Here is a 15355-nt window from a genome sequence, read left to right on the forward strand (position 1 = left end):
GGCGGATCGACCCGGTTAACGCTTGGGGCGCCCGCTCCGGTACGCTTCCCACAGCGGCCCGCCCAGTTCTGCCTCGGGTCGCCTCTTCTTGGCCTGGCGGAGTGTCGCCGGCCCCGTCGATTCGCTCTTGCGCCGCGACGCCTCACAGCTGAGGCCCATCGCGCCGGGCAGAACGACCTCATCCACGTTTTGGAGTACCCATCTGTGTCCACTGACACGAACTTCGCCGTCCTCGGCGTGCCCGCGAACCTCGTCACGGTCCTCGACGGCCTCGGCATCACCACGCCGACCCCCATCCAGGCCGCGACGCTGCCCGACTCGCTCGCCGGCCGCGACGTGCTGGGCCGTGGCCGCACCGGCTCCGGCAAGACGTACGCCTTCCTCCTGCCGCTGCTGACCCGCCTGTCGCAGTCGCGCCGCAGCCGCCTGGCCCGCCGGCCGCGCGCCCTCATCCTCGCGCCGACGCGCGAGCTCGTCACGCAGATCGACACCGCGATGGCCCCGCTCGCCAAGGCGCTCGGCCTCACCTCACAGACGATCTTCGGCGGTGTCGGCCAGAACCCGCAGGTCCAGGGCCTGCGCAACGGCGTCGACGTCATCGTCGCCTGCCCGGGCCGCCTCGAGGACCTCATGCAGCAGGGCCACGTCAACCTCGACAGCGTCGAGGTCACCATCCTCGACGAGGCCGACCACATGGCCGACCTCGGGTTCCTCCCGGGCGTCCGCCGGATCATGGAGAAGACGCCGCGCAATGGCCAGCGGCTTCTCTTCTCGGCCACCCTCGACGGTGCGATCAACGTGATCGTCAACAAGTTCCTCCACAATCCTGTGACGCACGAGGCGGACTCGGTGCAGTCGCCCGTCTCGACGATGAGCCACCACGTGCTCCACGTCGACAACGGCTCGCACCTGCCCGTCATCCTCGACCTCACCGCGGCCCCGGGTCGCAAGGTCGTCTTCACGCGCACGAAGCACCGGGCCAAGAAGCTCGCCAAGCAGCTCAACGCGTCGGGAGTTCCGGCTGTCGAGCTGCACGGCAACCTCAGCCAGGGTGCCCGCACGCGCAACATGGACGACTTCCACTCCGGCCGTGCGCAGACGCTCGTCGCCACCGACATCGCCGCGCGTGGCATCCACGTCGACGACGTCGCGCTCGTCATCCACGCCGACCCGCCCGTCGAGCACAAGGCGTACCTCCACCGCTCGGGCCGCACGGCCCGCGCCGGCAACGACGGCACCGTCGTCACGATGATGCTCGACGAGCAGGTCCGCGACGTGCGCGACCTGACCCGCAAGGCCGGCATCAAGCCGACGACGACGCGCGTCGCCATCGGTCACCCGCTCCTCACCGAGCTCGCCCCGGGCGACCGGTCGTATGCCGGCGGGCTCGTTCGCGAGGCCGAGCCGGCCGGCTCGGGTGCGACCGCCGGCAACGGCTCCGGACGTGGCTCCGGCCGCGGCCGTGGTCGTGGCGGCAACGGCGGCGCGGCAGCCGGCGGCGGCCGTGGTGCGGCTGCCGAGTCCCGCGGTGCGGGTCGCGGCGCTGGTCGCTCGGGTGGCCGTTCCGGTGCCCAGGGCTCGGGCCGCGGTCGCGCGGCCGGTCAGGCTGGCGAGGGCCAGGCCGGCGGTCGCCGTTCGGGCGGCGCCGGTTCCGGCCGTCGCGGCGGAACGGCGACGGTCTACTCGACGAGCAGCAGTGGCGGCGCCGCGGCGTTCTCGGCCGGCACCCGCGCCGGCTCCCGCCGCTCCCGCTGACCACCCCTCCACCCGTCGAGAGGCCCCCTCTCGTGGCCTCCCACCCGTCGAGTGGCCACCTCTCGCCGCGGGGATTTGGCCACTCGTCGGTCGAGCCGGCCCAGGTCTTGGCCTTTCGACGGTTGAGGGTCAGGGGCGCTTGAGGCTGCGGCTGCGGCCGCGGAACTCGGCGATGATCTGCCCGTCGGACTCGCGCCTCACCGTCACGTCGGTGATGCCGCTGCGCCCGAACGCCGACCGCACGTTCCCCTCGGCGACGAGCACGTCACCGAGCCGGCCCGGAGCGGTGAAGGAGATGTCGGCCCCGGCCGCCACCGTGGCGCGACCCCGCGAGTTGCAGGCGAGCGCGAAGCACGAGTCGGCGAGCATGAAGATGTAGCCGCCGTGGCAGATGGCGTGGCCGTTGACCATGTCGTCGCGGATCGCCATCCGCACGACCGCACGGTCCTGCTCGACGACGGCGGCCTCCATCCCGAGGCGCCGCGAGGCCTCGTCGTCGGCCCACATCTGCCGTGCGAAGGCGACACCGTCGACACCGGGCTGCGGTTCGACGCCGCTCACGTCAGGCTCCCGTCGGTCAGCGCGGGGCTCGGCCGGTAGCGCCCACCCGGGAACGCCTCGTCGAGCTCGGCGAGCTGCCGCGCCACGAGGTCGAACCCGATCTCGCGTCCCCACTCGATCGGCCCCTTGGGATAGCGGACCCCGAGCCGCATCGCGGTGTCGACGTCGTCGGCACTCGCCTCGTCGCGGGCCACGAGGTCGACAGCCTCGTTGACGAGCATGGCGAGAGTACGGGCGAGCGGGTCGGTCGCGATCGGCCCGCCGACGAGACGACCGGCCAGCTCGAGGTCCGGCTCGGCGTCCTGCGCGGAGCCGTCGGCGGCATATGTGTAGACACCCGCCCCGGACTTCCGGCCCAGCCGGCCGGCAGCCACGAGGTCACGCTGGAAATTCGTTGGGGCATAACGCTCGTCGCGGTCGGTCTGCTCCCAGACCGATGTGCCGACAGCGAGGTTGACGTCCTGGCCGATGAAGTCGGTCAGCTCGAGCGGGCCCATGGGGAAGCCGCCCTTCTCACGCAGCGCCCAGTCGACGGTGGCGGCGTCGGCGACACCGCTCTCGACGATGCGCTGCGCCTCGCCGTAGAACGGCCGCGCCACCCGGTTGACGATGAAGCCCGGTGTCGAGCTGCACCGAACCGGGGTCTTGCCCCAGCTCGCCATGAGCGCGGTGACGTGCTCGACGAACGCCGGGGCCGTGCGCTTGCCGTGCACGACCTCGACGAGCTCCATGACGGGCGGCGGGTTGAAGAAGTGCAGGCCCAGTACGCGCTCGGGGTCGGCGACGTCGGTCGCGATGTCGTCGATGTCGATGCTCGACGTGTTCGTGGCCAGGACCGTCGTCGAGGGCTGGCTGTCGGCGAGCTCGGCGAAGATCCGGCGCTTGAGGTCGAGGTCCTCGGGCACGGCCTCGATGACGAGACCACAGTTGGGCAGCTCGTCGAGTGACTCGGCCGGGGTGACGCGCGCGAGCACCGCCGCGGCGTCGTCGGCCGGGAGGCGGCCCTTGTCGACGAGGCGCGACAGCGCGGCGCCGATCCTCTCGACGGCAGCCGCTGCAGCGCCCGGCGCGGCGTCGACGAGGCTCACTGCGTGGCCTGCCGTCGCCGCCACCTGCGCGATGCCGGCTCCCATCGCGCCGGCTCCGACGACTCCGACCGGTCCGAACGCCGACCCCACGTCGGCCGTGTCGGGCTCGCTCGTGCGGTCCTCGTCGGGGCGTGGCTGGGCGGGCTCCGTGGCGTCCGTGTCCATGCCAGCCATCCTGCCGCGTCGCCCGCCCCGTGCGCGCGGCGGGCGTCGCCGGCGCCGCCAGCCCGGTGCCCGACGGCATACGGACGGGCGTCCTACCGGGACTAGCATCGTGGCGTGACAGCACAGGCAACGACGCCCACCCACCCCCTGCTCGAAGCGCACGAGGGAGTCCTCGACGAGATCCGTCAGGCCCTGACGAGCCGTTCCTGGTACTCCCGCTACCCCGAGTCGCCCAGCCCACGCGTCTACGGCGAGTCCGCCGCAGCAGAGGGCCTGGCCGCGCACGAGGCCCACCTCGGGCAGCCGTATGCCGCCCTGTCGAGCCAGCCGACCGACGGCACCTTCGTCGGCAGCGAGGTCTCGCCCTACGGCCCGACCCTCGGCGTGACCTACCCGGCGCTCGACGTGGACGCCGGGCTCGCAGCCGCTCGTGCGGCGATCCCGGCCTGGCGTGACGCGGGGCCGCAGGTGCGCGCCGCGGTGTGCGTCGAGATCGTCGACCGCATCAACAGGCGCAGCTTCGAGATCGCCAACGCCGTCATGCACACGTCGGGCCAGCCGTTCGTCATGTCGTTCCAGGCAGGCGGGCCGCACGCGCAGGACCGCGCGATCGAGGCGGTCGCCGCCGGTCTCGTCGAGCAGGAGCGCGTGCCCTCCTCGGTCGTGTGGGAGAAGCCCGGCCGCGACCGCGAGGGCAACCCCGCGCCGACGCGGATGCAGAAGGACTACCGGATCGTGCCGCGCGGCGTCGCGCTCGTCATCGGCTGCAACACGTTCCCCACGTGGAACGCCTATCCCGGCATCTTCGCCTCCCTCGTCACGGGCAACCCCGTCGTCGTCAAGCCGCACCCTCGCGCCGTCCTGCCGCTCGCGATCTCGGTCGAGGTGGCGCGCGAGGTGCTCGCCGAGTCCGGCTTCGACGCGGCGCTCGTGCAGCTCGCTGCCGAGGCGGACGGCCAAGGGCTCGCCAAGACGCTCGCCGAGCGCGACGAGGTCGCGATCATCGACTACACGGGTGGTCCGGCGTTCGGCGCCTGGCTCGAGCAGTCGGCAGCCGCCAACGGCACCCTCGTCTACACCGAGAAGGCCGGCATCAACTCGATCGTCATCGACTCCACCGACAACCTCCGGGGCATGCTCGGCAACCTCGCGTTCAGCCTCACGCTCTACTCGGGCCAGATGTGCACGGCGCCGCAGAACCTCTACGTGCCGGGCGACGGCATCGACACCGACGAGGGCCACCTCTCCTTCGACGAGCTCGGCGACCGGATCGCGGGCGCGGTCGGGCGGCTCACCGGCGACGATGCCAAGGCCGTCGAGCTGCTCGGGGCGACGGTCAACGACCAGGTGCGCAGCAACGCCGACTCGCTCACGCAGCTCGCCGCGGACGCCGACGGCAGGGTCGTCCTCGAGTCGCGTCGGGTCACCCATCCGGCGTATGCCGACGCCGTCGTCCGCGCCCCCGGCCTCGTCGCGGTCGACGTGGCCCGCGAGGACGTCTACACGCAGGAGTGCTTCGGCCCGGTCGGCTTCCTCATCCGCACTGCCTCGACCGAGCAGTCGCTCGCCCAGCTCGCGGACACGGTGCGCGAGCACGGCGCCATGACGGCGGCGGTGTACTCGACGAGCGAGGAGGTGCTCGAGCAGGCACGTGACGCGGCGGCGCAGGGCGGGGTCGCGTTGTCCGAGAACCTCACCGGTCAGGTCTTCGTCAACCAGACCGCGGCCTTCTCCGACCTGCACGGCACGGGCGCCAACCCCGCCGCGAACGCCGCGTACACCGACGCCGCGTTCGTCGCGAACCGGTTCCGAGTCATCACGTCGCGGCGTCATGTCTGAGCCGCCCGTGGTGGTCACACCTGCGTCGTTGGACCGGGCCGCCTTGCAGCGCAAGGTGGTTCGGACGCTCGTCGGTTCACAGGTGCTCAGCGGTGTCGGCATGGCCTGCGGCATCGCGGTGGGAGCACTGATCGCCGAGGACCTCAGCGGCACCGAGGCACTGGCCGGTGTCGGCACGACGGCGCAGGTCTTCGGCACGGCGCTCATCACGATCCCGGTCGCGCGGGCCACGGCAGCGCGCGGGCGGCGCATCGGCCTCCGGTTCGGGCTCAGCCTGGCGTTCGTCGGGTCCGCAATCGTGGTCGCGGCGGCCGTGGTGAGGTCGTTCCCGCTCTTCGTCGTGGGGATGTTCCTCTTCGGCGGCGGCACGACCGCCAACAACCAGACGAGGTATGCGGCAGCGGACCTCGCCGAGCCGGCGCGCCGGGGGCGTGACCTGTCGATCGTCGTGTGGGCGACCACGATCGGGTCGGTCGCCGGGCCGAACCTCGTCGGCCCGGGCAAGGCCCTCGCGAACGCACTGCGGCTGCCGGAGCTGAGCGGGGTGTTCGTCTTCTCGCTCGCTGGGTTCCTGCTGGCCTGGCTCTTCGTCGACCGCCGGCTCCGGCCCGACCCGTTGCTCACCGCGCGGTCGCTGGACGACCCCACGCGGGCGGCCGGTGCCACAGCCGCCGTCGCGACGCCGGCCGTCGCGAGGCCGGCCGTCGCGACGCCGGCCGTCGCGACGCCGGTCGGCACGCCTCCCTCCGAGGCCGTCGTGGACCCGGCCTCCGGGGGTGTCGCCGACGTGCCGAACCACGACGGCTCGATGCGCCGTGGCCTCGCGGTCGTCCGGTCGAGGCCGGGCGCGCTGCCGGCCGTGCTCGTCATGGCCCTGGGGCACCTCGTCATGGTCAGCGTCATGGTCATGACGCCGATCCACATGAAGCACGGCCATGCCGAGCTCGAGGTGATCGGCTTCGTCATCTCCGTCCACATCCTCGGCATGTTCGCGTTGTCGCCGATCGTCGGTCTCGCCGTCGACCGCTTCGGCGGTCAGCGGGTCGCGATGACAGGTGGCGTGATCCTCACGCTCGCCGCGGTCCTCGCGTCGCGCTCGCAGGCCGGCTGGTCCGGACTGCTGCTCTCTGCGCTGTTCCTGCTCGGTGTCGGCTGGTCGTGCACGCTCGTGTCCGGCTCGACCCTGCTGACCGCCGCGGTCTCGACGGACGAGCGACCGGCGTCGCAGGGCCTGGCCGACCTCGTCATGGGGCTCATGGGAGCGTTCGGCGGCGCCTGCGCCGGTTTCGTCGTCGACCGCTACGGCTACGGCACGCTCTCCGGCTCCGCGTCGGTCATCGGCGTGCTCATCCTCGTCCTCGCGATGGCGGCCCGGCGCCGCGTGCGAGCGGCCGCCGCCTGACGCCACTGCCCGGTGGCGCGCGCGGCGGCGCGCGGTCGCTCAGCCGACCTCGTCGGCCACGCGTCTGCCGGCTGCCGCGCGTCGTGCCATGAGCCCCACGGTCCAGGCGGCACCGAGGCCTGCGGCCGCGGCTCCGACCACGAAGGCGGCGGGGATGCCCAGCGGTTGCGCGACGAAGCCGAGCAGGATCGGGCCGACGCCGAGGCCGAGGTCGATCGCCATGGACGCCGTCCCGGACGCGGCGCCGCGCTGGCTCGGTGCGACGTCCGCGAAGACCGCGGCGAAGAACGCGGGTGTCAGCAGGCCGACTCCCAGCCCGATGACCGCCGCCGCGGTCACCAGCAGCGCCGGTCCAGTCGCGAACGCAGCGACCAGCGCTCCGCAACACAGCACGCCGAGTCCGGAGGTGAGGACGCGCAGTGGCGGCACCCGGTCGGCGATGGTCGCAAGGGTCAGCCGTACGCCGACGACCGTGGCTCCGTAGGTCATGAGCACCAGGCTCGGCGTCGTCATGCCGATCTCACCGGCGCGGATCGAGCAGAACGCCATGAACCCCGAGGACGCGAGCAGGCCGCCGACGAAGCCGATCGACGGTGCGATCGTGCGCCGGTGGATGAGCTGCGCCGGTGCGGCGCCGAGCCCGCTCGGACCCGTGCCCGGGCCGTCGTCCTCGCGCGGCGGTTCCGTCGTCAGCCACGCCAGGACGGCCGCGACCAGGCAGAGCAGGGCCGCGGCCCAGAAGGCTGCCCCGAAGCCGCTGAGGTCGATGAGGTTTTCGGCGATGATCGGCCCGAGCGCGATGCCGAGGTAGAGCGCGATGGAGTTGAGGCTGAGAGCCTCGCCCTGCCGCCCGGGTGGCGCGAGGTCGGCGAGCATCGCGAAGCCGGCCACGAAGAAGGCCGCCTCGGCGACTCCCGACACCAGACGCACCGCGATGACCGCCGCGATCGATGACGTCAGGAGGAAGCACAGCGTGAGGGCGGCAGCCAGCAGGGCGCCCGCCACCATGAGCGGTCGCCGGCCGAGGCGGTCGGTGAGCCGGCCGGCATACGGCCGGAGCATCAGGGCGGTGATGGTGAACGCCCCGAAGGCGACGCCGGCGCCGCGTTCGTCCGCGCCGACGGGTCCGACGGCGTAGAGCGGCAGCGCGTAGATCATGATCCCGGCCGCGAGGAAGTAGGCCAGGTCCATCACCGTGATCCGGATGAAGTCCGGGGTCCACAGGCTGCTCCCGCCCGCCCGCGAGCTCATTCCTCGACGGTAGCCGTCAGGGGCGCCGGTGGGCGGCGGTTCGCCGGAGCCGGGTCGAGCCGGCGCGACCCGGCGCGACCCGGCGCGACCCGGCGCGACCCGGCGCGGCTCAGGCGATCAGGGTGAGGACGAACCCGATGAGCGGCAGCGTGCCCTGCGACAGGGCCGCGCGCAGGTAGCTGCGGCCGGTCGTGACGAGCACGGCCGCGGCCGCGGCCATCGAGCCGGTGCAGAAGAGGGCGAGGGCCTGTCCAGCCGCGTCCTGGCCCGCCCACCAGAGCACGAGCCCGAGGGCGGCGCCGAGGCCGAGGAAGAGGTTGTAGAAGCCCTGGTTGTACGCCATCGGCCGGGTGACGTCTGCCGCGGCCTGGTCGGCGACCCCGAACCGCCTCCAGACCTCCGGCCGGGTCCAGCCGATGCTCTCCATCCAGAAGATGTAGACGTGGAGCAGGGCGGCCAGTGCGACGAACACGCTCGCGGCGATCTTCATGCTCGGATCGTAGGGGGCCCACGGGCTCGTCAGGTCATTCAGGCGGTGACGCGCAGGGTGCTCGTGCGGTCGGGGTTGACCAGCACCTCGATGCGGTCGGCGACGCGGGACTTCAGCTCGGTGACGTGGCTGACGATCCCGACCGTGCGCCCGCCCTCACGCAGACCCTCGAGGGTGTGCATGACGTCGTCGAGCACGTCGGGGTCGAGCGTGCCGAAGCCCTCGTCGACGAAGAGCGTGCCGAGGTCGACGCCGCCCGACTCGGCTCGCACGACCTCCGCGAGAGCCAGTGCGAGCGAGAGCGAGACGTAGAAGGTCTCGCCGCCCGAGAGCGTGCCGACCTCACGGACCTGGTTGGTGTGCATGTCGTGCACACGCACCCCGAGCCCCGACTTGGCGTTGCCCTTCTTCGCGTCGGTGTGCTCGAGCGTGTAGCGGCCGCCGGAGAAGCGCCCGAGCTCGGTGTTGGCCGCCGAGAGCACCTCCGTGAAGCGCCGGATGAGGACGTACTTCGCGAGGTCGAGGTTGAGCTGGTTGTCGCCGTTGCCGGCGACGAGCTGGCCGACCCGGACGGCGTCGGCGGTCTCGGTGATGACGGCGGCGTTGCGCTGCATGGCGTCCTTGATGTCGCCGACGCGGCGCTTCGTCCGCGTGACCTGGTCGCGGAGGCTGCCGTGCTCGTTGCTCGCTGCCTCCATCTCCTTCTTGGCCGCGGCGGCGAGCGCCTCGAGCTGCTCGATGTCGTCGAAGAGCGCGTCGAGCTGGACGTCCGCGAGCTCGGGACCGCTCAGGCCGGCCCGCACCTGCGTGCAGGCGCGCTCGAAGTCGTCGATCTCGCGGGTCTTGGCGTCGATCCACGAGCCGCCCCGGTCGGCCGCCATCCACTCGGCGACGTCGGCGAAGCCGAACTGCGCGAGGTCGGCGTCACGCGCGGCGGTGTCCTCGGCGACCGCCGTGGCGGCGACGTCGCGCTGCGCGAGCGCGTCGACGAGTGCGTCGATGCGACCGGCGGCCTGGACCAGCTCGTCGCGCCGCGCCGAGACGCTCGGGTGGCCGTCGCGGGCCTGCTCGACGAGCGCGGTCTCCTCGGCGATGCGGGTGTCGAGGTCTGTCACGGACTGCTCGGTGCGGGCGAGGCCGGCTCCGAGCCGGCCGGCCTCGGCCGACAGCTCGTCGACGCGCGCCCGCAGCTCGGTGAGCCGCCGCGCGCCGGCCTCGGCGTCGGACCGGGCCTGCACCGACTCGGCGAGCTCGCGCGCTGCGGACTCGGCCCTGGCGCGCGCCGCCGCGACCTCGAGCCCGTCGGCGCGGGCAGCGAGCTCGCGCACCTCGGACCGGAGGGTGCCGAGCGCCTCGGCCGCCACGGTGGCCTGGGCGCGCAGGCGTGCGACCCGCGCCTCCTCGGCCTCGATCTGCTCAGGGGTCACCGCATCGAGCGTGGGGCGCGCCGGCGAGGGGTGCTCGGTCGAGCCGCACACCGGGCACGGGTCGCCATCGACGAGTGAGAGGCCCAGCTCGCCCGCGATGCCGTCGATGCGGGCCCGACGCAGCGCGGCGAGACCCGTCTCGGCCTGCGCCACCGCGGACAGGGCCGAGGTCGCCGCGGACTCGGCCGCGGAGACCCGGGCGCCGGCGGCCGCGTGCGCGACGGCGGCCTCGAGCCGGTCACGGGCCCGCTCACCCTCGGCGGCCCGTCCGTCGACGAGCGCCGCAAGCCTTCGCGCCTCGGTCAGGGCCTGCTCGTGCCGGCTGATCGTCGCGGGCAGCGCGTCGAGCTCGCTCGTCACCGTGGCCACCGACCGGCGTATGCCGTCGAGCCGCTCGGCGAGGCGCCGCCGCTCCTCGACGCGGCCGGCGAGCGCCGACTCCAGGGCGATGGCTCCGGTGAGCGAGCCGACCACCTCGCGGGCCTGGGCGGCGGCCTCACGCAGCGCGGCGGGCCCGTGGTCACGCAGCGCCGCCTCGACGCGGTCGCGTGCCTGGGTCAGGGCCGTCCCGGCCCGCTTGAGTGCCGCCTCGGACTGCGCGAGGGTGCGGACCGCGCCGGCGACCGGCCGGGCCTGCTGCGCGCGGGCCACCTCATGGCGCAGCTCGGAGAAGCGGACGGCCTGCTTGCCGAGGTCGTGCTCCTGCTGCTGGAGCGCGAGGAGGCGCTCGCGGCGCTGCATGCGCAGGCGGGCGTCGCTGACCATGTCGGCCATCTGCTTGTGCGTCTCGATGGCCTCACGGCTCGCCTTGCCGGCGTGGCGCTCGCGCGTCGTGAGCTCGTCGACGACCTGGGCCAGCTCGCCGCCCAGCGCGTCGGGCGCGGTGCGGCTCAGCTGCTCGAGGACGTCGCGGCGCTCCGTCTCGAGGCCGGCCGACACCGCGAGCGCGTGCACCGCGAGACGGATCTCGTCGACGGCCGACTGGCGTCGCGCCTGCGCGGCCTTGCCGGCCTCGACGATCTCGTCCTGCACGCGCCGGAAGAACGCCGTGCCGAAGACCTTCTCGAGGAGCTTGCCCTTGTCTTCGGACCGCGCCCGCAGGAACGTCGCGAACTCGCCCTGCGGCAGGATCACGGTCTGCACGAACTGGTCGCGGGTCAGGCCCACCGCGCGGGTGATCTCGTCGTCGCAGTCGCCGATGTTGGTCGATAGCAGCTCGCCGCCCGTGAGGTCGTCGGGCGTCTGGAGCCGCCAGAGCTTGGTGGTCGGCTGCTGCACCGTCGTGCCCGCACCCCGCGCCTTGGGCCGCTCGAACCGCGGGGTGCGCTGCACCCGGAACAGCCCGGACTGCGTCTCGAAGACGAGCGTCACGACCGGCACGGTGCGCGGGTCGGCGTGGTGGGAGTGGATGCGTTCGACGTCGGCCGAGGCCTGCGCGACCTTGCCGTAGAGCGCGAAGGTGATCGCGTCGATGATCGTCGACTTGCCCGAGCCGGTCGGGCCCTCGAGCAGGAAGAGGCCGGCGCGCCCGACGGTGGTGAAGTCGATGACCTCGGTGCCGGCATACGGGCCGATGGCCGTCATGGAGAGGTGGTGCAGCTGCACGTCACGCCACCTCCTGCGCCTCGGCCCGCTGCTGCGCCCTGACAGCAGCCTCGAAGCCGGCCTCGAAGACGTCGACCTCACCGCCGCTCGCCTCGGTCTTGGTCACGTAGGCGATGAAGTCGCAGCCGAGCTCGCGCGGCTCGCGCTCGCTGACGACGGTCGTGCCCGAGCGCCCGCGCTCGATGGCCCCCACGGGCTCGTGGAAGACCTGCAGCGCGTGCGGGAACCGTGACTTGAGCCGGTCGATGAGCGAGTCGGGACGCACGCGGTCGGTGACCGTGACGCGCACCCACGCGCTCTCGGCAGAGGTGTGCTCGGGAGACTCGAGGAGGTCGTCGAGCCGGCCGCGCAGCGTCGCCATCGCGCGCGGCTGGGTGATCTCGACGGGCGTGACGACGGCCGGCCCCGAGGCGGCCAGGTCGACGAGGAGGACGACCTTGGTGTGGTCCTGCTCGGAGAACGAGTAGCGCAGCGGCGAACCGGAGTAGCGCACGACCGACCCCTCGGCCGACTCGGGAGCCTGCGGTCCGTGGAGGTGTCCGAGCGCTGCGTAGTCGATGCCGTGGAAGACCGTGCCCGCGACGCGGTCGACGCCGCCGACCATGATCGAGCGCTCCGAGTCGCTCGGCTCGGCGCCCGCGACGAACGCGTGCGCGAGCACGACCGACCGCACTCCCGGCCGGTCCGCGAGGTCGGCCCGGATGCGGTCGCACGCCGCCCCGACGACGGCCTGGTGCGATCGCGGCAACGGCTCGCGGCCACGCGCCAGGGCGGCCCGCGCGTGGTCGGGGTCGAGGTAGGGGATGCCGTAGACCGCGGCGCGCACGCCGTCGCTGCCCTCGAGCCGCACGGGCAGGTCGAGCATCCCGAGGTCGGTGACCATGCGGATGCGCTCGCGGAAGAGCCCGGCGCCGTAGCCGAGCCGGATCGCCGAGTCGTGGTTGCCCGACGTCACGACGACGGTCGTCACGGCCGACAGCCGCGAGAGCGTCCACTCGAACAGCTGCACCGACTCGACGGGCGGGACCCCACGGTCGTAGACGTCGCCCGCGACGAGCACGGCGTCGACGGGGATGCCGTCGGGCGGGTCCTCGACGAGCTCGCAGATGCGCTCCAGCACGGCAGACTGCGCCTCGTGGAGGTTCACGCCGTGGAGCGTGCGCCCGAGGTGCCAGTCGGAGGTGTGGAGCAACCGCATGGCTCGACGGTAGGACCCCGCGCCGACACGGTCCCAGCCGACACCCCGGTGAGCCGCGAGCCGTGGCCGAGCCGTCACCACCCGGCGCCGGCGCTCCACCCACACGGCTCGCGTATGCCGTCCGGCACCGTCGCTGCCGCCGCCTACCGTGACCGCATGGCTCGTCCACACGTCGTCGTCTACAACGAGGTGAGCATCGACGGCCGCGTCGTCGGCTTCCAGACCGACCCTGGGCGTTACTACACCCGCTCGTTCCGATGGCGCGCCGACGCCAACCTCATGGGCAGCACCACCGCGCTCGCCTTCGGCCCACCCGAGTCGCCCGCCGACCAGGCTCGCGTCGTCCCCGCCCCGCCACGCAAGGCCGTCTATCCCGGCTTCGAGGAGCTGGTGCACGACCCTCTGCCGCTCCTGGTCGTCCCCGACAGCGCCGGTCGCGTGCGCAGCTGGATCCACGCGCAGGCCGAGCCGTGGTGGCGCGGCATCGTCGTCCTCGTCACGGCGTCCACGCCGTCCGACTACCTCGACTACCTCGATCGCCGTGGCATCGAGCACCACGTCGTCGGCGACAGCCGCGTCGATCTCACCGCCGCGCTCGACCTGCTCGCCGAGCGGCACGGCGTCATGCTGGTCCGCACCGACTCGGGCGGCGCCCTCAACGGGGCGCTCCTCGAGGCCGGGCTCGTCGACGAGATCGCCTTGCTGCTCGACCCCGTCGTCTCCGGCGACCCCGACGGCCAGGGGCTCGTCATGCTGTCCCGCCCGCTCGGCCCGGCTGGGGTCCGACTCGAGCTCGTCGAGCTCGATCGCCTCGACGACGGCACGCTGTGGCTCCGTTACGCCGTGGCCGGGTCCGCCGGGTCCGCAGGGTCCGCCGGGTTCCCCGGAGCCGCCGGTACGGCGTGAGCCCGCCTCCACGGGAAGGCGGGCTCACGGCATACGCGATGCAAAGGACGGCGACGCGCGCTCAATCGTCCCTGGGGTTGAAGAAGCCGAGGATCATCGAGACGAACGTGATGATGAGCGCCCCCAGCACCGCGTCCCAGAAGAAGTCGTCGACGTGGAACGCGAGACCGAGCTTGTCCGAGAGCCAGGACGTCAGCTCGAGCATCAGCGCGTTGACGATGAAGACGAACAGTCCCAGCGTCAGGATGATGAAGGGCAGCGAGACGACCTTGGCGATCGGCCGCACGAACGCGTTGACGATGCCGAAGACGAGTGCGACGAGCAGCACGGTGCGCACGACAGCCCACGTGTCGGGGTTCGTCCCGAAGTTGATGCCGTCGACGAGGAGCGCGGCGATCCACAGCGCGACGCCGTTGACGACGGTCTTGATCGCGAAGTTCAGGAGCATGCGGTCAGTGTTCCACGGGCGCAGGCGCATCCGCGGGAAGGCCCGGGTGCTCGTCGCCGGGGATGCGTGGCTGGAACATCGCGTTGAGCCGCAACAGGTCGGCTTCGACCATCTTGAGCGACCCGACGGCCTCGGCGACCGGGACGCGTTCGATGTGGCCCTTCTGGAGCGCGACCATCTGGCCCCACGCGCTGTCGAGGGCGGCCTCGACAGCGGCCACACCGAAGCGGGTGCCGAGCACGCGGTCGAACGCGACGGGCGAGCCGCCGCGCTGGATGTGGCCCAGCGCCGTCATGCGGCTCTCGATGCCGGTGCGTCCCTGGATCTCGCGGGCCAGGATCGAGCCGATGCCGCCGAGGATCTGGTGGCCGTACTTGTCCACCTCGGGCTCGGGGATCTCGATCGTCCCCTCCTTGGGCAGCGCACCCTCGGCGACGACGACGATCGTCGCGAAGCGGCCCTTCTTGTGCCGGTGGACGATCCGCTCGCAGACCTCGTCGATGTCGAACGGCTCCTCGGGCACGAGGGTGATCGCGGCGCCGCCGGCGAGGCCCGACCAGATGGCGATGTGCCCGACGTGGCGACCCATGACCTCGACGACGAGGACGCGGTGGTGCGACTCGGCCGTCGTGTGCAGCCGGTCGATGGCGTCGGTGCAGATCTGCACGGCCGTCTGGAAGCCGAACGTCATCTCGGTGAGGGAGATGTCGTTGTCGATGGTCTTGGGCACCCCGATGACGGGGAAGCCGTTCTCGTGCAACCGGTTGACGACGCCCATCGAGCCCTCGCCACCGATGCCGATGATGGCGTCGAGGCCATGCCGGTCGTAGGCCTTGCGGACCCGCTTGAGGCCGTCCTCGTGGGCGAACGGCTGGTCACGGGACGTCCCGAGGATGGTCCCGCCGAGGGGGAGGATGCCGCGGCAGCGGTCGACGTCGAGGATCTCGTAGTCGTTGTCCATGACCCCCCGCCACGCGTTGCGGAAGCCGATGACGGTGCTGTCGTAGGTGACCTCGGCGGCGCGGGTCGCGCCCCGGATGACGGCGTTGAGGCCGGGACAGTCCCCGCCCCCAGTGAGGATGCCGATGCGCATGATCTGACTTTCGGAAGAGTGGCATGAAGAATGGGTGTCGAGGCGGCGGTGACGCGACGTTGTGAGCCTAGCCACACAGAGCCCCTGCCGTCAGGCCTGCGTCCATGGGCCGGTCGCCGCCATGGAC

General features: G+C 72.6%; 12 protein-coding genes. 4 read left to right on the forward strand and 8 right to left on the reverse strand.

Annotated features, from left to right (window positions below; genetic code table 11):
• Positions 1-204: 204 nt before the first annotated feature.
• Positions 205-1755 (forward strand): DEAD/DEAH box helicase, encoded by a 1551-nt coding sequence (locus ACFQU3_RS21730; protein WP_385913692.1) that lies wholly within the window; start codon positions 205-207, stop codon positions 1753-1755.
• Between the two features lie 129 nt (positions 1756-1884).
• On the opposite strand, the gene paaI is transcribed toward ACFQU3_RS21730, so the two are convergent.
• Positions 1885-2316 carry a hydroxyphenylacetyl-CoA thioesterase PaaI gene (gene paaI, locus ACFQU3_RS21735; RefSeq protein WP_385913694.1) on the reverse strand — a complete coding sequence of 144 codons (432 nt, stop codon included), beginning with the start codon at positions 2314-2316 and terminating at the stop codon, positions 1885-1887.
• Complete coding sequence (locus ACFQU3_RS21740) at positions 2313-3569, reverse strand: 3-hydroxyacyl-CoA dehydrogenase NAD-binding domain-containing protein (protein ID WP_385913696.1); 1257 nt, start codon at positions 3567-3569, stop codon at positions 2313-2315. The genes paaI and ACFQU3_RS21740 overlap by 4 nt, the downstream gene beginning before the upstream one ends.
• Positions 3570-3683: 114 nt before the next feature.
• On the opposite strand from ACFQU3_RS21740, the gene paaN reads away from it, so the two are divergent.
• Together paaN and ACFQU3_RS21750 are read left to right on the forward strand one after the other, a co-directional pair.
• Positions 3684-5408, forward strand: a complete 1725-nt coding sequence (gene paaN, locus ACFQU3_RS21745; protein ID WP_385913698.1) for a phenylacetic acid degradation protein PaaN — start codon at positions 3684-3686, stop codon at positions 5406-5408.
• Positions 5401-6810, forward strand: a complete 1410-nt coding sequence (locus ACFQU3_RS21750) for an MFS transporter (protein WP_385913700.1) — start codon at positions 5401-5403, stop codon at positions 6808-6810. The genes paaN and ACFQU3_RS21750 overlap by 8 nt, the downstream gene beginning before the upstream one ends.
• A 39-nt stretch (positions 6811-6849) precedes the next feature.
• On the opposite strand, the gene ACFQU3_RS21755 is transcribed toward ACFQU3_RS21750, so the two are convergent.
• The 4 genes from ACFQU3_RS21755 to ACFQU3_RS21770 all read right to left on the reverse strand — a co-directional run bounded on the left by ACFQU3_RS21755 (position 6850) and on the right by ACFQU3_RS21770 (position 12781).
• Positions 6850-8061: an MFS transporter gene (locus ACFQU3_RS21755; RefSeq protein ID WP_385913702.1), complete on the reverse strand. Its 1212-nt coding sequence runs from the start codon at positions 8059-8061 to the stop codon at positions 6850-6852.
• Positions 8062-8170: 109 nt separating this feature from the next.
• On the reverse strand, positions 8171-8551 hold the full coding sequence (locus ACFQU3_RS21760) for a DUF1304 domain-containing protein (protein WP_385913704.1): 381 nt from the start codon (positions 8549-8551) through the stop codon (positions 8171-8173).
• 38 nt (positions 8552-8589) lie between these two features.
• Positions 8590-11583, reverse strand: coding sequence for an AAA family ATPase (locus tag ACFQU3_RS21765; protein ID WP_385913706.1), 2994 nt, complete (start codon positions 11581-11583; stop codon positions 8590-8592).
• 1 nt (position 11584) lies between these two features.
• A complete protein-coding gene (locus tag ACFQU3_RS21770; RefSeq protein WP_385913708.1) occupies positions 11585-12781 on the reverse strand; it encodes an exonuclease SbcCD subunit D in 1197 nt (398 codons plus the stop codon).
• Positions 12782-12937: 156 nt separating this feature from the next.
• Between ACFQU3_RS21770 and ACFQU3_RS21775 the strand changes: the two genes are divergently transcribed.
• Positions 12938-13687, forward strand: coding sequence for a dihydrofolate reductase family protein (locus ACFQU3_RS21775; RefSeq protein ID WP_385913710.1), 750 nt, complete (start codon positions 12938-12940; stop codon positions 13685-13687).
• A gap of 61 nt (positions 13688-13748) precedes the next feature.
• On the opposite strand, the gene ACFQU3_RS21780 is transcribed toward ACFQU3_RS21775, so the two are convergent.
• Together ACFQU3_RS21780 and ACFQU3_RS21785 are read right to left on the reverse strand one after the other, a co-directional pair.
• Complete coding sequence (locus ACFQU3_RS21780) at positions 13749-14135, reverse strand: phage holin family protein (protein WP_385913712.1); 387 nt, start codon at positions 14133-14135, stop codon at positions 13749-13751.
• Positions 14136-14139: 4 nt separating this feature from the next.
• On the reverse strand, positions 14140-15228 hold the full coding sequence (locus tag ACFQU3_RS21785; RefSeq protein ID WP_385913714.1) for a 6-phosphofructokinase: 1089 nt from the start codon (positions 15226-15228) through the stop codon (positions 14140-14142).
• Positions 15229-15355: the final 127 nt, after the last annotated feature.

It is taken from the genome of Terrabacter sp. GCM10028922 (genome assembly GCF_042666095.1).
Taxonomy (GTDB): Bacteria; Actinomycetota; Actinomycetes; order Actinomycetales; family Dermatophilaceae; genus Terrabacter.